Source organism: Veillonella montpellierensis (assembly GCF_947090115.1).
Taxonomy (GTDB): domain Bacteria; phylum Bacillota; class Negativicutes; order Veillonellales; family Veillonellaceae; genus Veillonella; species Veillonella montpellierensis.
This window is the reverse complement of the sequence record NZ_CAMUMS010000006.1, coordinates 43,051-60,827: the sequence shown is the minus strand read 5'-3', so window position 1 is coordinate 60,827 and position 17,777 is coordinate 43,051. Positions and strand designations below refer to the sequence as shown.

Sequence of the window (17,777 nt, the reverse complement as noted above, 5' to 3'; positions counted from 1 at the left end):
ATCATTCAATGTAAGTGGTTAGTGCACCTTTCCTTGTAATAGTGTGTCAACAAGTAAATCATGGGACTAAAAAGAGTCTATGCTTAGATATATATCATATGCATAGACTCTTTTTAGTCCTTTATTTTTTTGAATACACTACCATCCGACAGAGTTTATTCATCTATAAACAATTTATTCTTACTAGGTAAATTATATGTTTCTACTCCATCTCATTTAAACAGACTGGGCTTGCCATTTACATCAGCACATTGGGTGCGACATTCATTACGATTACTACAAATCCAGGTAGTTTTACCGCGCACCACCTGTTTTACGAAATATCCTGTATGGCAACGTGGACATTTGTATTGTTTTGATTCTTCTGGTACTTCTAGTCTTTTATGTGCTTCATCTATTTGTGTATTACGGTTCATTTTTTCTGTATATGTACAAGCAGGATAGTTACTACACCCCAAGAAGATACCAAACTTGCCATGTTTCTGCACCATGTGTCCTGCATTACATTGAGGACATAGCTTATGTGTATCGCTTGGTGTATATGATTTTATAGTGGATACATCGCTATCCGATCCATCATATTTTTTTTCGCCTTGTCCTCGATGAATCGTACGCACGATATTGGCTCTCATACCACCGTAATACGTATCATCATGAGAAAATCCTAATTTGTTAATTAACGTAGTTAAAAATACAACTTGATCTGACAAAAAGCTTTCCAATGTATCACCGCCATCACTCATACGAGCCAACCGTTCTTCCCATACTGCCGTTTCATCAGGATAGAGTAATTCATCTGGTAAGGCATCTACCAACACATAGCCGTTTTCCGTTGGCTGTAATACTTTCTTTTTACCTACACTTTTAATGAATTGACGTTGTATTAATTCATCAATAATCGTTGCACGTGTGGCTTCTGTGCCAATACCGGATACTGCTTTTAATTGTTTTTTTAGATCCTCATTCTTTACGAATTTATGTATTTCTTTCATGGCTTGCAATAAGGTAGCTGCCGTAAATCGCGTAGGTGGTTTCGTTGCTTTTTTATCAATCTTACATTCGTTGGATGTTAAGGAGTCCCCTTTTTTGACAGGTGGCAATAGATTCGTTGTTGTTTTCTCCTCTCCATCATCATTCACTTCACTACCATCATCCTGCGTGCTACGGGAGGATCTTTGATACAATTCTTTCCATCCTAATACAGTAACCATACGACCGTGAGCTACAAAATTTTCCTCACACTGCGTCACTATTAACTTTGTTTGCTTATATTCATGTTCTGGATAGAATTGAGCTATATAGGCCTTTGCAATCAAGTGATATATATTTCGTTCTCTTTCAGACAAACTCTGTGTCGGACACGCTACGGTAGTTGGAATAATCGCATGATGGGCCGTAATTTTTTTATCGTTCCACGCCCGCGATTGAATCGATTGATCTGCATGGCTGACCCACGTGGATAGGCGACGATCGCCACAGTTTTGTAAATTGTTTAAAATCGCTGTTTTGTCTGATAATTGATTGGTAGGGATATAGTCACAATCTGAGCGGGGATAGGTGGTCAGTTTTTTCTCATACAATTGTTGCGCTGTATCTAACACAGTTTGTGGATCGTAGGAAAATAATTTACCTGCAGCCACCTGCAATGCCGATAAGGATAAAGGCAACAGTTGTGGTTCTTTTTTCTTAGTAGTGGTAGCTTTCGTAACAATGCCTGTAGTCGCTTTTTTGATTTCCTCTGCTAGCGTTTCAGCTACTTCGCGCACTAATAATCGGCCCTCTGAGTCTAACCCTTTTTGCTCATCCTTAGGCTGCCAAGTAGCCCAAAAAGTTCCTTTCTCATGAGCATATAATACTTTCAACGTATAATAATCTATGGGAGTAAACGATTGAAGTTCCCGTTCTCTACGCACCACTAGTGCCAAGGTTGGTGTTTTTACGCGTCCAATAGGTAACGTAATGCGATGTCCTTTCCGTTGTTCGGCTATCGTATAAGCGCGCGATAGATTCATGCCAATCAACCAATCTGCTCGTGAACGCGCTAAGGCAGATTGTTTTAAATTAAAAAAGTCACGATTATCTCGCAAATCACCTAGCGCTGCACGAATTGATTTTTCATCAAGGGCATTCAACAAAATCCGTTGTACTGGTTTTGTATTGCCTACATAATCTAAAATCTCGTCGATAAGTAGCTGCCCTTCTCTGTCTGGGTCACCAGCATTAACGATAGTATCTGCTTTTTCTATTAATTCTCTAATGAGGTGAAACTGTTTTTCACTATTTTTACTAATTAACAACTTCCATGCATCAGGTACAATCGGCAAGTCATGGGCGTTCCATTTTTTATAGCGTCCATCATATTCTGCTGGTTCTGCTTGCTCTAATACATGACCAAACGCCCAAGTAACCACATCATCGCCATGTATAATATAACCATCTCGTCGTTCTATATGCTGTTGTTCTGGCAGATATTTACTGATTTCTCGCCCCATACTCGGTTTTTCTGCAATAAATAATCTCATAACCTCTCCTAATTATACCTAAGGCATTAACCCAGCCACCGCTATCTACTCATGTGTATACGCATCCATCTCGCACTGTCCCATTATCGTATCTACCTATTATGCATAGGTTTCTAGAATATCTACTAGTCGCTTATATACTAAAGAGGATACGTTTACAAGTCCCTTTCACTATCATCAATGCTATATACACCCAGCCATTTCTATCTTATTATGCTAACATACTCTCTAGGTCGGTCGCAACTAAATCGAGATAATCCATCTATATGTCTATCCATCTATGAATCGTAAAAACTAGAATTTCTTGTATCCCTTATATAGTAAAAATAGTATATCTAGTATATAATTATGAAGATATAATTTTTAAATTAAAGAGGTATGATAATGACATTTTTAGAAGAAGTTGAGCGCAGACGGACGTTTGCTATTATTTCTCACCCTGATGCTGGTAAAACTACATTGACAGAAAAGCTTTTATTATATGGTGGTGCTATCCATTTAGCTGGGTCGGTTAAGTCTCGAAAGACGCAAAAACACGCCGTATCAGATTGGATGGAAATCGAAAAACAACGCGGTATTTCTGTAACGAGTTCCGTATTACAATTTGACTATGATGGGTGTCGCATTAACATTCTAGATACACCGGGTCACCAAGATTTTTCAGAAGATACGTATCGCACATTAATGGCGGCTGACAGTGCCGTCATGTTAATTGATATTGCGAAAGGCGTGGAAGCACAAACAAAAAAATTGTTTGCTGTCTGTAAAGAACGAGGCATCCCCATCTTTACATTTGCTAATAAACTGGATCACTATGGGAAAAACCCATTTGACTTGATCGAAGAAATTGAACAAGTCCTTGGTATTCGTGCAGTACCGATGAATTGGCCGATTGGCATTAATGGTGAATACAAAGGCATTTACGACCGCATGAATCACACTATTGAATTATTCGATAAAGATGAAACTCATGGGCAAGAAAAACTTGCCTCTACTAAAGGCTCTGTCGATGATCCTATGTTTAAAGAAATTTTAGGTGCTGATATTCATCAAGCCCTCATCGATGACATTGAGTTACTCGATGTAGCAGGAGATCAATTTGATTTTGATAAAGTCCAAGCTGGCGAATTAACACCTATGTATTTTGGTTCAGCTATGACTAATTTTGGGGTTAAACCTTTCTTGGAAAGTTTCTTAGAGTTAGCACCATCCCCTGCTCCACGACAAGCACTCGAAGAGGTGGTATATCCTACTTCAGAAGATTTTTCTGCCTTAGTCTTTAAAATTCAGGCGAATATGAATCCAAATCATCACGACCGCATTGTATTTATGCGTATTTGTTCCGGTAAATTCGAAAAAGGAATGACCGTTCTTCATAGACAATCGGGAAAACAGTTGCGCCTATCACAACCTCAACAATTTCTAGCTACAGAACGAACCATTGTGGAAGATGCATTCCCTGGCGACATCATCGGTGTCTTTGACGCTGGCGTTATGGGCGTAGGCGACACGCTATGTATGGCCAAGCACAAGGTTACATTTGGCGATTTTCCTGTGTTCCCACCTGAATTTTTTGCTCGTATATCGCCGAAAGATACGATGAAGCGTAAGCAATTTATTAAAGGCATGACGCAACTAGCTCAGGAAGGGGCCGTTCAAATCTTTGAACAACCTCATTCCCTAGATTCTTATATTGTCGGTGCTGTCGGTATGTTGCAATTTGAGGTATTAGAGTATCGATTAAAGAATGAATACGGCGTAGATTTATTAAATCATACCTTACCATATAGTGTAGCTCGTTGGGTAGGCGATGAAGTAGATATAAGCTCTATAAAAGGGTTAGATGCGGCGATGGTGGTCAAAGATAGTCGAAACCGCACGGTTATCTTGATTAGCAACGAGTGGCAAATGAATTGGGTACAAGAACGCAATCCAGATATCACTTTCTTGCGTACGCCTAAGTTACACGACAACTAGGGCCAAGTAGTCCCTCTATCAAGGGATACGATTAACTTATACATGATGGTAGGCACTTATGAAGCTTGTATATTCTTACAGTTTCTTACCCTACGGAAAGTAGGTTATTATTTTTAACGATATGGTTACAAAATAAGGGATTTCTTACAATTTTTTGTAAGAAATCCCTTATTTTCGTTTCTGCCATGCACGATTTACTTATACAAGTCGCTTATTATTCTATTATCATAGTTGTATGGCCCGTATATACTGATAGTACTCCATCGCCTATACATTAGATGTCTTGTGCTAAGCCTTGTTCCTGGGCAATGACCGCCGCAATTTGATTACATATTTGATTCAATTGTTCTTGATTAGATCCTTCCGCCATAACACGGATTAATGGTTCCGTTCCACTAGGTCGCACTAGAATACGTCCATTTTCACCTAATTCTAACTCACCTGTAGCAATGGCTGCTGCAATAAGTGTATTCGTTTCCCATCCTGTTTTAGTGGCTACACGAACATTCACAAGTTGTTGTGGATATTTAGTCATCAACCCGGCTAGTTCAGATAAAGGTTTCCCTTTTTCTTTCACAATGCTAACGAGTTGTGTAGCCGTCAATAGTCCATCGCCAGTGCTATTATATTGCAAGAATATAACATGTCCCGATTGTTCGCCCCCAATCGAGTAATCATCTTCTAGCATTCTTTCTAATACATAGCGATCCCCTACTGCAGTAGTGCACGTCTGCATGCCTAATTCTTTAGCTGCTTTATGAAAGCCAATATTACTCATCACAGTGCTGACAATCATATTATCATGCAATTGGCCTGCCTCTTTTAACTTTAAGGCACATAAGAGCATAATTTGATCTCCATCTAAGACCTGTCCTTTTTCATCAACGAATAGGCATCGATCGGCATCACCATCATTAGCTATCCCTAGATCTGCTTTATGAGCGATAACAGTTTCTTGAAGGCTCTCTAAATGGGTAGATCCGCATTGTTCATTAATATTAGTGCCGTTTGGATCAACATGAATAGGAATGACAGTAGCCCCTAATCGTTTTAATACTTCTGGTCCTACTACAGAAGCTGCGCCATTCGCACCATCATAGACAATTGTCATACCCTCTAAGGACATAGTTACTGTGGATACGATGAAATCCGCATACTCATGAGCTAGTTCCATATGATATTCAATACGCCCTATCTCTGCCCCTGTAGGTCGCGCTAATTCATTGCTCCCACTTTGACGACAGTATTCTTCAATTTCATCTTCTACTGCATCAGGTAATTTAAACCCTTCATGGTTAAAAAATTTAATCCCATTATCTTGAAATGGATTATGAGAGGCAGAAATAACAACCCCTGCATCCCACTCATGATGGCGAACAAGATATGCTACACCTGGTGTAGGAATAACACCAGCTATTACCACATTGCCTCCCATCGAAGTAATTCCTGCTGCTAAGGCACATTCTAGCATACCTCCGGAAATACGGGTATCACGACCGATTAAAAAGGTAGGATGTGCCTTTTTTTTACTAAAATACATCGCCGCCGCACGGCCTAAATGGTAAGCCAATTCCGGTGTCAACATTTCATTAACAACTCCACGAACTCCATCTGTCCCAAATAATCTAGCCATATATACCTCCGTATTATTCATTCACTCATCATGATTCTATTGTATTAGGGCGTTACACGGGTATGTATCGATTCAACTATACAGGTACATACCGATTTTATATAGTTACATCAGTCATTTACAGACTATAATTCATTCTAGTATATCATCATACTAGCACATATCATAGAAACTACCTTATCATATCTCTTTCGGTTTAGCAAATTCTGCCATAACCATAATTGCTGTTTCAGCACCATCTAAAGCGGCACTCATAATACCTCCTGCATAACCAGCGCCTTCTCCCATCGGATACAATCCATGTACATTAGAGGAAACTCGTTGTTCATTACGCTGAATCCTAAGTGGCGCAGATGTTCTAGTTTCTACACCAGTCATGCAGATGTTTTCATCATCAAAGCCTTGTATGCGTTGTCCAAAATACGGCAACGCGCGCTCCATTACTTCCGTTACATATGGTGGTAAGCAGTCGTGGAGATCGCTTACTACCACCCCTGGCTTATATGAATACAGTGCAGATGATTCTATATCTTCTATGGTATTTCTTAAAAAGGCACCAATTGTTTGTATAGGCGCTTGATATGTACCACCGCCCAACTCATAGGCCTTGTGTTCCCATTTTCGTTGAAACTCTACACCTGCTAATGGATGTGTGCCAAAGTCATCTGGTCCCACGGTAACCACTAACGCACTATTTGCAATCCCCGTATTTCTAGCATATAAGCTCATGCCATTTGTAACTACATGGTTTTCTTCCGAAGCACTCGCTACCACGTGTCCACCAGGGCACATACAGAAACTGTAACAGGTTCGCTTTGTTTGACTATCATGATACACCAGAGAATACTCTGCCGCACCAAGTCCTAGTTCCGTAGGATCCATACCATATTGAGAGCGGTCAATCATATCTTGCGGATGTTCAATGCGAACACCTATGGCAAAAGCTTTCCCCTCCATATCGACACCTTTATGGTACATCATTTCATACGTATCTCGAGCACTATGACCGATACCGAGTAGTACAATGGATGTGGAAATTTTTTCTTTGTCATTGACAACCACTGCTGCAATGCCCCCATTTTCAATGACAAGGTCCGTCACTTTAGCGCCGAAACGCACTTCGCCACCCCAATCGATAATCTGTTGGCGCATGGCTTTCACCATACCCCGTAATATATCGGTTCCCACATGTGGCTTATGCTTATATAAAATTTCTTCCGGAGCGCCAAAATTTACGAAATATTGAGCGATTTCATGCAAACGAGGATGGGTAATTCTCGTTGTCAATTTGCCATCTGAAAATGTACCAGAACCGCCTTCACCAAATTGTACATTCGATTCTTTTTTAAACGTACCATGTTTCCAAAAATTCTCCACATCTGCCGTACGCGTATCTACATCTTGCCCTCGTTCTAACACGATAGGCCTATATCCTTCACGAGCCAAATAAAAGGCTGCCAGCATGCCTGCTGGGCCAAATCCAATCACGATTGGTCGATGCTGTAACGTTTGTACGCCATGAGAAATAGGTTTTGGTTTTTCAGGGTTCATTTTACTAATATTTTTATCATTTCTTAGTTGGCGAAGTACCCTTTCCTCATGATCTACTTCTAAAAACAATGTGTACACAAAATAAATATGTGGTTTCTTGCGTGCATCTACGGCACGACGAACTACATGAATTTGTGTAATGGATCCACGTAAGGGCACATATTTCTTTTCTAATAACTGAATTAATTTTGTTTGTACCGTAACAGGTACACGAAAATTAATAAGTCTAATCATATACTTCTCCTATATTATATCTGCCATACGTGAGGTATTACTATAACAGATGTGATCAGCTAAACAATACTATATCTTATGAGCGTTCTAAGCCCATAAGATATAGTATCCTATACCACTATAACGAATAGGAATTCGCCATGGCATCTTTTATAATTTCAATTTTCACTTTTACCGTTGTTATAGCACTCGTTAAACCGGATGGTAAAAGTAGATTATAGGTTCCTTCTACTGTCGATTCAACACCAGATATGTCAATGGGTTGTGTTTTTATATCGGTCATGCTATTCAGTAATTCTTCTTTACCGTATATAGTAATTTGTGCTGGTGTAACGGTAGTTGCTTTTACAGTACATCCATCAGCTGGCACGCCTACTACATTCGCCGTAATAGGAAAGGCTTTTTCGGTTCGTATTTTGGTCAATTCAAATTGGGCTTGTCCCTGTGTAGGAGAAATTGTAACTGGTATCGTCTTACTATCAATATCAACAGCCTCTAATTTTCCTGTTTGGGTAAAACTCTTCGTTTGTTCCGACATGTTTACTTTTAATATAACATGCGCTACTTTATTAACTTTTGCCTTAGGTCCACTAATAAGAACTGTCTTTGGCATAACTGTTATTTTTTGCACTGCCATGTCATCTGGCAATTTACCAATCTGAATAATTTCTACCGGTACAGTCCGTTCTGCATATTCGTCAATGGTAACGGTAACGGTTTCAGGTGACATATCAGCAACCGTTGTGCCAGATGGAGGGGTAAAAATAATCGGTATATTACTTTGTCCTGGTTTCACTTCTGCTAAATCAATATAGGCTTTCATCAATTTATCATTCATCGTTAAAATTGTATTGCGTGGCCCTTTTAGTTGTACTCGAATTTCATGAGGCAATCCATCGGCTACATAATGGACATTCAGATTTTGCACTTGTACAGGAATCGTATAGGAAGCTTCAATGACCGGGTTTTGTTCTCGCATAATAAAGAACCACATCACAATAGCCGCTAAGACCGCTAATATTTTAGCACCCCAATTATGTTTAATATGTGTCAATATCTTTATCATTTGCGTGCCCCCCATTTCCATATACCTGTCATTGTTTGACGTGGGCGTTCCATAAATGTATGAAGGGCCTCTCTAATTTGTTCTTCTGGTAAATGGCGATAAATATGTCCACCATAGGTATAAGAAATTTTACCAGTTTCTTCACTGACTACCACTACTACTGCATCCGTCTGTTCGGTTACGCCAATGGCAGCTCGATGCCTTGTGCCTAGTTCTGTGCTAAGTGATCGATCTTCTGTCAACGGTAATAGGCAACCAGCAGCCATAATGCGTCCATTTTTAATAATCACGGCCCCATCATGTAACGGTGTACTAGGAACAAATATATTTTTTAGTAGTTCTCTTGAAAGCTTGGCATCTAATGCTACGCCTGTATCAATATAATCGCCTAAGCCAACTTCTCGTTCAAATACCATCAATGCCCCTGTATGATCGCGCGACATGACGCGCGCCGCTGCCATAACTTCAGAAATAGCCGCATCCATTTCTGCTTCGCTTACATCTTGGGCTTTGGCAAAAATACGGCCACGTCCTAGCTGTTCTAACGCACGTCGCAGTTCTGGTTGAAAGACGACTGGCAAGGCAAACAAAATAACTGTCATACCTTGTTGTAAGAGCCAACTCACCACATATAGATCGAGCATATGGGCAAGAACGTTAGCAACGCCAAGTATAAATAAGCCTTTCACCAAGGATACGGCCCGTGTATCTTTTAATAATTTATATAAAAAATAAAGGAACATCGCCACCACTAGAATGTCAACGACATCCATGAGGCGAAATGTTTCTAACAATGTTTGAAAGTGAATTCCCATAAATGTACTCCTTATCATATTGAATCAAGGAATATACATACTATATTACCATGTACTGTTTCATTTTACCTTATTTTACTAGGCCTGTAAAATCTCTACTCATATTGTGCTGAAATCCATACATCCATTGTACCGCCACACACCATGCCTTCTTTAACCGCTTCATCGTCATCTAAGGACACCCGAATTCGTCTACATGTTTCTCGGTGTTGCAACACATCTAACGCAGTAGCACGAATTTCATATTCTGCACGGCCACCACCGATAGTGCCAAAGGTAGTACCATTAGGATGCACTACCATGCTAACACCAGCTTTTCGTGGTGTTGATCCTTGGGTCCATACAATAGTTGCTACCGCTAGTGTATCATGTGGTCGCTCCCCCAAATATTCAATCATCTCTCGTATCATATTCTGTTACGCCTCCTATTAACCATTTAGTTATACTGCGGGGCTACGTAACGTACCTCCTCGTTTATTGCGTGTAACCGCCAAATATTCACTGACAATTGACAGAGCAATTTCTTCTGGTGTTTGTGCCCCAATATCAAGCCCAATCGGTGCATATATCTGTGCTAACTCTTCTTCGGTCCATCCTTCATGTCTCAATTGTTCAAAGGCATAATGAATCCGTTTTCGACTACCCATAACGCCCATATATGTAGGCAATTGCGTCCGCAACTGATTAAGACAAATCGTATCATATTCATGTGCCCGCGTAACAATGATAAATCCGGTATACTTAGATAACACTAAGGATTCTTCTAAGCATGTCATATCACAATGGACACGATGCACAGCAGCATCGAAAAATTCTGGTCGCAAGTAATCAAGTCTATCATCTACAACAGTTACTGCACAACCGACAAATAACAATATATCAGAAATAGCGCGACTCACATGTCCTGCTCCCATCACAAGCACCTCTGGATCACGCTCGATAGCTTGAACAAAATATTCAACGTGATCAGCTACTATCAACTCATTCACCTTAGCATCGCCTAATGAGAATCCTACGAAAGGTTCTCCATAAATAGTAGCACCCGATTTTTCATAAATAACACGATCCCCTTTGCGTGTGCCTGTCAAGGCCGTCACGAGGAACGTATCTTCTCGAGATTGTAATTGTCTTTTCATTGCATCATAAATTGTTTTCATAGGTTTCTTCCTTTTGTGCAATACCATGATTCCACAGCTTCTACAACACCACCACCAACAGCTAACGCTTTATCTGAAATTGTATAACAATGAAACTCTTCACAACGAGGATCGATATCGGCCAACTTACAATGTTTTGTAACCATCAATCCACTCGTTAAAATACCTCTTAGTATACCTGTAATTTTGGCTGTAATAGGTGTATCGTCTACATAGCCAAGCGTATCACCTTTTTTTACAGTTTCCCCAATATGTCGTTTGGCCGTAAATAGACCTACACATGGTGAATGCATAACCCGTTCATGTGTATATCCCCCTATATTACCAGGTACTCCCGTATTAAGAATGGCACTGCCTTCGTAAATACAACGCCCCAATGTATGTCCTCGCATAGTTTCTACAACTACATCAACACTTTCACCCGCTATAAATCCAGGGCCTACACCGACTACTAAGGATGCATCATCTGCACGGGTCCCTAAATTTTTTTTTGCCATAATAGCATCAACCACAATTCGTGGCTCTAATATATCTAATAGATCCCTATACGGCTCGATGACTACTGGAATATGTCCACGTAATAAAATTTCTTGTACCCTTGTCAAGGGTACACATTCTGCGGTAAGTCGTTCCAACGTGACTACGCCTTTATGCACCGCCGTACCATAACAAACTTCTCGTCGAATCATTGTAGGTATGGCAATTTCATTCACCACTACTCGATACCCTGAACGCACTAATCGATAAATGATCCCCGATGCAATATCTCCACCGCCACGAACTAATACTAATGATTTCATTGTTGCCTCTCTTTATACAATCCTATCTAGTACTATACTAACATATATTGTATCTAACTATCATGTTAGATGATTCATAGCTATACGTATCTATACTATGTGTCATATAGGAATACAATTATTACTCATGTCTCTTTCGTTGACTCTTATCTATGGTATGTATCATATAGTAATTGGTATTCTTCCATCGTATCTACATCTATGCCTTCATCACGATGAATGGGCACATATACGCACGATGTTTTCCCTTCACCATAGATAATTGAACGGCCCCCTACATCACCTGATAGCTGACGTAATCGTGAAAACCAATAAGGGCTAAATACAACGGGATTCGCTGCGGCAAAAACATTTCTATATTGAGGAATAACAATAGCCCTAGGATTTTTGCTACGTACATCATAAAAAGTTTCTATTATGCTTTCTACTACCATAGTCGACAACAGGGGCTGATCACAGACGGAGAATAAAACGCCATCTATACGCTTATTTTCTTGTGCTTCTATTTCGTCTACTGCTCGCATGGCTAATTGAATTGAATAGCCTTGTCCCCATTCTGGTTGATCATTTATGACAGTAGAAAATCCATACTCTTCTACAATGGATGTCAATTTTTTCTCTCTTCCATTAACAACTGCTAAGCGAACTACGTCGTAATCACCATCACCTGATAAGGCAACACATATATGGTCAAGTATCGTCTTAGATTTCCAAGGTAACAAGGCTTTACAAGTTCCCATTCGTTTCGACTCACCAGCAGCCAATATAATAATTCCTAATGCCATTGTATCACCTTATCAATCTGACAATCCTCTTCATATCCATTGGCCAATACAATCATAGTAATCGTAGTAGGCAGCAAGGCGATAAATTTTTGAATTTTCTCTTTATCAACTGTATCGGCACCCGTACAAAACAGAATATATTCACCTTTGGCGTATTGAAATAATCCATGCTCATGAGCTACGAAATGTGCTAACAAATCGGGTGTCATCGCCGTACCAACCGGTACATCTAAAAGTTGTAGCAACAGCGGTAGATTATGTATATAGAGCGAAGTAAATGTTTGATTTAGAATTTGTAAATTCACCACCCCTATCGTTCGTCTTGTCATAGTAGGAATCATCGGTTCTGTCCTTTTGTGAGCAGTCAGCCATTTTTCTTTGGCTCCGTCTGCTTCCACCACTATGTGCCATTGAGGATGTTTCCTATGAATGCTATCAATGTATTCTCCTCTAAGACCTATTGCTTTTCTATTCGCCACAGAATGAAACCAAGCAGCATACCCTGTACGAGCCATAGCGCTAGTACAATATGTTTCTGCCTCTGCCAGATTGTCACCATAATAGGGATCCCATGTGGCAATTTGTGATTCATACATTTTAGTGGTACTACTTACCATTGTTTCTTTTCCTATGAGCTGGCCATAAAAAACGAGTTTAGATAGTACCGTGGTTTTGCCTCCTGCTCCTACTAAGGCGGTAATGCCTGGAATCATCAATTGTTTCCATAGTACGATGTGTCTTGTCATTATCTATCCCTCATGGCTATGATAACATTACATTGCCTTATATTCTTCATTCATCGCCATATACACTTTTTCTGGTGTCATAGGCAATGTGGTAACATCCGCACCTACCGCATTATAAATGGCATTATGAATTGCTGGTGCCGACGTATTAATCACTACTTCCCCGATTGATTTAACCCCTACTGGCGAACTTGGTTCATAAGATTCAACAAATCCTACATGAATAGCACCAATATCTTGACGCGTTGGCAATTTATAGGTCATAAATCCCGCCGTTTCCTTGCGTCCATTTTTACCATAACGAACATCTTCATATAAAGCCATCCCAATACCTTGTACAATACCACCTTCAGCTTGTACTCTAACTAAATTAGGATTGATAATCGTACCACAATCAACGACGGCATAAAAATTAGTAGGAATAACTTTACCTGTATAGGTATCAACTTTAACTTCTGCTATACCAACCATAAACGGTGGTGGCGATATAGAACTCCCCCAGGAAGCAGTGGCCATCAATTGTTGACACTGTGTACCTACTAGCAATTTAGGGGCTAAGTCCTTTAATGATAACTTCTCTGTACCATCGCTAGTACTAGCTTTCACACCATCAAATTCAACTTGATCTATCGAGGTATGAAAGTAGTTAGCAAAGGCTTGTATAATTTTTTCTCGCAATTCTGTAGCGGCCATATGGGCGGCCGTACCCGTTACATAGGTTGTGCTCGATGCATACGAGCCAGGATCAAAGGGAACTACATCTGTATCCGATTCAATCACATTCATACATTCTACAGGACAGCCTAACACCTCACAGGCAATTTGACGCAATATAGTATTGGATCCCATTCCCATATCAGAAGACCCCGTGTATAGAGTATAATAGCCATCATCACCGACGCGAATTTCCACAGAGGCTGTATCAATATTCGCCACGCCCGATCCTTGCAAAGCTAGTGCCATTCCTAGTCCACCACGATAACGTTCATCAATTTGCCAACTATGTGGTCGTTCATCCCACCGTGCCATCGTGCGTGCTTTTTCCAAGGCTTCCTCAAATAATCCAGATGTCATAATTTCACCAGGTTCATAGAAAATGCTGGTTTCTCCTGCATGAATTAAGTTTTTCTTTCGTAAATCCGCTTCATCAACACCCATACGATGGGCTAACAAACTAACGGCGGACTCTAGGGGCCATAATGCTTCTGTCGCGCCATAGCCACGAAATGCACCACCTGGTGTGTGATTGGTGTACACACATTCAGATCCATAGTGTCCAGCCACAACCTTATTGTACAAGGGAACCGATTTATGTTCGCCTGCAGTCGTAGTCGTATAGGCGTGCGTCGCATGAGCCCCTGCGTCGGTAATCGCGTGCATATCAATGACTTTGATAATACCATCCTTTGTAGCACCCAATCGAATTGTCCAATCCCTAGCATGACGGCTAGTAGTGCAAGTATTAGCTTCCTCACGACTGTAGATAATTACCGATGGTTTTTGTAGTTTCCACGTAACAAAGGCATTCATAATCTCTGTAGCCGCTGTTTGCTTAGACCCAAATCCGCCACCAATGCGTGGCTTAATGACTCTGATTTTCGAGGCTGGGATTCCTAACGCTCTAGCAATATGTCGCCGTACATGGAACACGATTTGCGTAGAACTTGTAATACATAGTCGTCCCAAATGATCGATGGTGCAAAAACTTCTAAATGTTTCCATAGCAGACTGTAACGTAGCTTGATTCGAATAGGTACTTTCTACTATATAATCACATTCTTTTAACGTTTTCTCTATATCCCCCACCGTATGATTATAGGAACAAGCAATATTTCTTTTCGGATTTTCTCCTACAGGAAAATTGACAAAATAGTCATCTTCATCGTGAATGACTGTTTCATGATCAATCGCCGTATGCATATCAAGAACTGGAGGAAGCACTTGGTATTTTACTTTAATAAGTGGCATTGCTTTCATAGCGGCTATTTCATCGACGGCTACGATCAAAGCTACTTCATCCCCTACATAGCGTACCGTTTCTTCCAAAATGAGTGCGTCATAAGCAGAAGGTTCTGGATAGGTTTGTCCTGCCAAAGTAAACCGATGCGCTGGCACATCTTTATAGGTAAAAATAGCTTCTACACCTGGTATTTTCATGGCTAGCGTTGTATCAATATCTATAATTTTTGCCATTGCATAGGGGCTACGCAACACTTTTATGATAAGTGCATTGGGCGGAATGAAATCAGCTGTATACGCTGGTTTTCCTGATAAAATAGCATGGGCATCTACTTTATCATAGGTCTTTCCAATATGTTTCATTCTAAATCCCCCTCTAAATATTTTTTTATACCTCGCAATTGTGATTCATATCCTGTACAACGGCATAAATTACCAATGAGATATTCTTTAATTTCATCATCGGTAGGATGTACATCATGTGCCTTTAACATAAGCGCACTCATCATCATGCCCGTCGTACAATATCCGCATTGATCTGCCCCTTCAGAGGCTAAACAGGCTGCCAACTTACTCGCCTCTACTTCTACCCCTTCTAAGGTTGTAATCTCATGATTGGTGGCTCTAAAAGTAGGGTATGCACAGGATAATACTGTTTTCCCGTCTATCCAAATGGTACACAAACCACAGTTCGTAGTATCACAACCACAACGAACGCTGAAATATCCTAATTTACGCAATGTAGTCAATAGCATTTCATCTGTTTCAATCGATATATGATGCTGTTTACCATTTACTGTTAACGTGACTTCCATTTGTCTACCTCCGATACTAATCGACGAACCATACCTACCACCATGGCTTGTCGATATGCTGATGATGCATGAGAATTGCTCTGATATGTCAACTCATTCGCTGCTAATTCACCTGCTTTACAGGCCATCTGAGGGCCTATAGCGTTTAATAGATTGCTGGCTTCTACCGCCTTACCGGGTGCACCAGGTCGTGCTCCAATATATAGAGCATATCCTTCTGTATCGTAACGAATCGCCCCCGTTAGATAAGGAAAATCACCGCGAGAATTGCGCAGAGTATCAATGGCTACGGCTGGTGGATCACAAGAAATACGGACTTCTACAAGGATATCCCGTTCTTTCCACGTCATATATGATTCTAAGGACATACGTCCCCCATGATATAAGACCACATCGGCCCGCAAGGCTAATAAGAGAGGAATTATATCGGAAAATCCGAATCGACTTGCTACGGACCCACCCATAGTAGCCATATTCCTAAACTGCACTCCTAAAATTTCATGTACCGCTTTGGGTAATAAACCGTGGGCTACAGATTGTAATGATGTATCCCGTTCCACGTCACCTTGGGTAGCCATGGCACCAATGCAAATTTCACGTTCTTTTTCATCGAGTCGTATATAATCAAGTCCCGATTGACTCATGTCAATCACTAGTGGCCATCGTCGTTTTCCCAATCGTAACCAACAGCCGCCTGCTAATAAAGGGGCTGTCTTATGTTTTATAAATAATTGATATGCTTCCTCTAGTGTTTTAGGTTGTAAAACTTTTACAAAAGCTAACATATATACCTCTCTCAATGTTATAATACTATTATAATGAACAAATTAAAATTGATAGACTATTGCCAACAATTACATATTCACGCTGTAGGAATCGCTCCTTGGCCACTTCCTATGGAAGAAGCACGTCGCATTCTCTTCGAACAAGATCCTTGTCCCTTTACTGCCAGTGAATTACAGGCACGCTTACAAGGAAATACCACACTTGTGAATCCTCGTTGTGCCATTGTATGCTTATTTCCTTATTATGTGCCTACAAACGAGCCAACCAATATAGCTCGTTATACATGGGCCACCGATTACCATTTAGTCGTGCCTCACTATCTTTCTCAAATTATATCCTATTTACAGCAAGAGGAGCCATCTGCAGAATTTGAAATCCATTGTGATACATCCCCCCTAGCCGATCGCTACATGGCTTATTTAGCAGGTCTCGGATTTTACGGGAAAAATCACTGTTTTATTCATCCTTCATTAGGATCCTACGTGGTTATCGGAACGATCTTAACATCTATTCCCTTTGAACCGGATAGGCCATTACATGCTACTTGTTTAGGCTGTAACCGTTGTTTACAAGCTTGTCCAGGTCAAGCCCTCCAAGCCGATCATTTTCATTATCACACTTGTAAAAGCTATTTAACACAAAAAAAGGGAGATTTATCTGAAACGGAACAACAGATTATTGGAAAAACACCGCTCCTATTCGGTTGTGATATTTGCCAAGAAGTATGTCCTCATAACGCGCATCTTCCTATCACTCCATTTGCCGAATTTCGTCATATAGATCCACAGATATCAACCGAAGAGCTAGCCAATATGACTAACAAGCAATTCAAAGAGCGGTATGGGCATCGCGCTTTTTCATGGCGTGGGAAAAAAATTCTCCTACGCAACGAAGCGTATATTAAATCTAAAAAAGATTCTACCTAATATAG

15 protein-coding genes are annotated in these 17,777 nt (G+C 40.4%); 2 read left to right on the top strand and 13 right to left on the bottom strand.

From position 1 onward, the window contains the following. Positions 1–212: 212 nt before the first annotated feature. Positions 213–2,522 (bottom strand): DNA topoisomerase 3, encoded by a 2,310-nt coding sequence (locus tag P6940_RS04285; RefSeq protein WP_277293296.1) that lies wholly within the window; start codon positions 2,520–2,522, stop codon positions 213–215. Positions 2,523–2,906: 384 nt separating this feature from the next. Here P6940_RS04285 and P6940_RS04280 point away from each other — a divergent pair, with 384 nt between their 5' ends. Then, positions 2,907–4,499 (top strand): peptide chain release factor 3, encoded by a 1,593-nt coding sequence (locus P6940_RS04280; protein WP_277293295.1) that lies wholly within the window; start codon positions 2,907–2,909, stop codon positions 4,497–4,499. A gap of 274 nt (positions 4,500–4,773) precedes the next feature. Here P6940_RS04280 and glmM read toward each other — a convergent pair whose 3' ends face one another. The 12 genes from glmM to P6940_RS04220 all read right to left on the bottom strand — a co-directional run bounded on the left by glmM (position 4,774) and on the right by P6940_RS04220 (position 16,845). Further along, positions 4,774–6,132: a phosphoglucosamine mutase gene (gene glmM, locus P6940_RS04275; RefSeq protein WP_277293294.1), complete on the bottom strand. Its 1,359-nt coding sequence runs from the start codon at positions 6,130–6,132 to the stop codon at positions 4,774–4,776. Positions 6,133–6,312: 180 nt separating this feature from the next. After that, a complete protein-coding gene (locus P6940_RS04270; RefSeq protein ID WP_277293293.1) occupies positions 6,313–7,917 on the bottom strand; it encodes an NAD(P)/FAD-dependent oxidoreductase in 1,605 nt (534 codons plus the stop codon). 118 nt (positions 7,918–8,035) lie between these two features. After that, a complete protein-coding gene (locus tag P6940_RS04265; RefSeq protein ID WP_331279502.1) occupies positions 8,036–8,983 on the bottom strand; it encodes a CdaR family protein in 948 nt (315 codons plus the stop codon). Continuing rightward, positions 8,980–9,798: a diadenylate cyclase CdaA gene (gene cdaA / locus P6940_RS04260; protein ID WP_038113585.1), complete on the bottom strand. Its 819-nt coding sequence runs from the start codon at positions 9,796–9,798 to the stop codon at positions 8,980–8,982. Before cdaA ends, P6940_RS04265 begins: the two co-directional genes overlap by 4 nt. Before the next feature lie 95 nt (positions 9,799–9,893). Beyond that, positions 9,894–10,208 (bottom strand): XdhC family protein, encoded by a 315-nt coding sequence (locus tag P6940_RS04255; RefSeq protein WP_028257630.1) that lies wholly within the window; start codon positions 10,206–10,208, stop codon positions 9,894–9,896. A gap of 30 nt (positions 10,209–10,238) precedes the next feature. After that, entirely contained in the window at positions 10,239–10,955 is a 717-nt protein-coding gene (locus P6940_RS04250; protein ID WP_038152895.1) for an XdhC family protein, read from the bottom strand. Next, positions 10,952–11,755, bottom strand: coding sequence for a selenium-dependent molybdenum cofactor biosynthesis protein YqeB (gene yqeB / locus P6940_RS04245; RefSeq protein WP_038113582.1), 804 nt, complete (start codon positions 11,753–11,755; stop codon positions 10,952–10,954). Before yqeB ends, P6940_RS04250 begins: the two co-directional genes overlap by 4 nt. A 146-nt stretch (positions 11,756–11,901) precedes the next feature. Beyond that, positions 11,902–12,540 carry a nucleotidyltransferase family protein gene (locus tag P6940_RS04240; protein ID WP_052076907.1) on the bottom strand — a complete coding sequence of 213 codons (639 nt, stop codon included), beginning with the start codon at positions 12,538–12,540 and terminating at the stop codon, positions 11,902–11,904. Next, positions 12,531–13,286 (bottom strand): selenium cofactor biosynthesis protein YqeC, encoded by a 756-nt coding sequence (yqeC, locus tag P6940_RS04235; protein ID WP_277293292.1) that lies wholly within the window; start codon positions 13,284–13,286, stop codon positions 12,531–12,533. Before yqeC ends, P6940_RS04240 begins: the two co-directional genes overlap by 10 nt. A gap of 27 nt (positions 13,287–13,313) precedes the next feature. After that, positions 13,314–15,608, bottom strand: a complete 2,295-nt coding sequence (locus P6940_RS04230) for a xanthine dehydrogenase family protein molybdopterin-binding subunit (RefSeq protein ID WP_277293291.1) — start codon at positions 15,606–15,608, stop codon at positions 13,314–13,316. Beyond that, a complete protein-coding gene (locus P6940_RS04225; RefSeq protein ID WP_038152898.1) occupies positions 15,605–16,060 on the bottom strand; it encodes a (2Fe-2S)-binding protein in 456 nt (151 codons plus the stop codon). The genes P6940_RS04230 and P6940_RS04225 overlap by 4 nt, the downstream gene beginning before the upstream one ends. Beyond that, positions 16,045–16,845, bottom strand: coding sequence for an FAD binding domain-containing protein (locus P6940_RS04220; protein ID WP_277293290.1), 801 nt, complete (start codon positions 16,843–16,845; stop codon positions 16,045–16,047). The genes P6940_RS04225 and P6940_RS04220 overlap by 16 nt, the downstream gene beginning before the upstream one ends. Before the next feature lie 33 nt (positions 16,846–16,878). On the opposite strand from P6940_RS04220, the gene P6940_RS04215 reads away from it, so the two are divergent. Next, the gene (locus P6940_RS04215) at positions 16,879–17,772 is read left to right on the top strand and encodes an epoxyqueuosine reductase (protein ID WP_038152900.1); all 894 of its coding nucleotides are present in this window, start codon (positions 16,879–16,881) and stop codon (positions 17,770–17,772) included. Positions 17,773–17,777: the final 5 nt, after the last annotated feature.

Coding starts and splice junctions, on each gene's coding strand:
- glmM (WP_277293294.1), bottom strand. CDS start 6,132: ATGGCTAGATTATTTGGGACAGATGGAGTTCGTGGAGTTGTTAATGAA.
- P6940_RS04220 (WP_277293290.1), bottom strand. CDS start 16,845: ATGTTAGCTTTTGTAAAAGTTTTACAACCTAAAACACTAGAGGAAGCA.
- yqeB (WP_038113582.1), bottom strand. CDS start 11,755: ATGAAATCATTAGTATTAGTTCGTGGCGGTGGAGATATTGCATCGGGG.
- P6940_RS04240 (WP_052076907.1), bottom strand. CDS start 12,540: ATGGCATTAGGAATTATTATATTGGCTGCTGGTGAGTCGAAACGAATG.
- P6940_RS04265 (WP_331279502.1), bottom strand. CDS start 8,983: ATGATAAAGATATTGACACATATTAAACATAATTGGGGTGCTAAAATA.
- P6940_RS04270 (WP_277293293.1), bottom strand. CDS start 7,917: ATGATTAGACTTATTAATTTTCGTGTACCTGTTACGGTACAAACAAAA.
- P6940_RS04215 (WP_038152900.1), top strand. CDS start 16,879: ATGAACAAATTAAAATTGATAGACTATTGCCAACAATTACATATTCAC.
- P6940_RS04255 (WP_028257630.1), bottom strand. CDS start 10,208: ATGATACGAGAGATGATTGAATATTTGGGGGAGCGACCACATGATACA.
- P6940_RS04250 (WP_038152895.1), bottom strand. CDS start 10,955: ATGAAAACAATTTATGATGCAATGAAAAGACAATTACAATCTCGAGAA.
- P6940_RS04285 (WP_277293296.1), bottom strand. CDS start 2,522: ATGAGATTATTTATTGCAGAAAAACCGAGTATGGGGCGAGAAATCAGT.
- P6940_RS04280 (WP_277293295.1), top strand. CDS start 2,907: ATGACATTTTTAGAAGAAGTTGAGCGCAGACGGACGTTTGCTATTATT.
- P6940_RS04225 (WP_038152898.1), bottom strand. CDS start 16,060: ATGGAAGTCACGTTAACAGTAAATGGTAAACAGCATCATATATCGATT.
- P6940_RS04230 (WP_277293291.1), bottom strand. CDS start 15,608: ATGAAACATATTGGAAAGACCTATGATAAAGTAGATGCCCATGCTATT.
- yqeC (WP_277293292.1), bottom strand. CDS start 13,286: ATGACAAGACACATCGTACTATGGAAACAATTGATGATTCCAGGCATT.
- cdaA (WP_038113585.1), bottom strand. CDS start 9,798: ATGGGAATTCACTTTCAAACATTGTTAGAAACATTTCGCCTCATGGAT.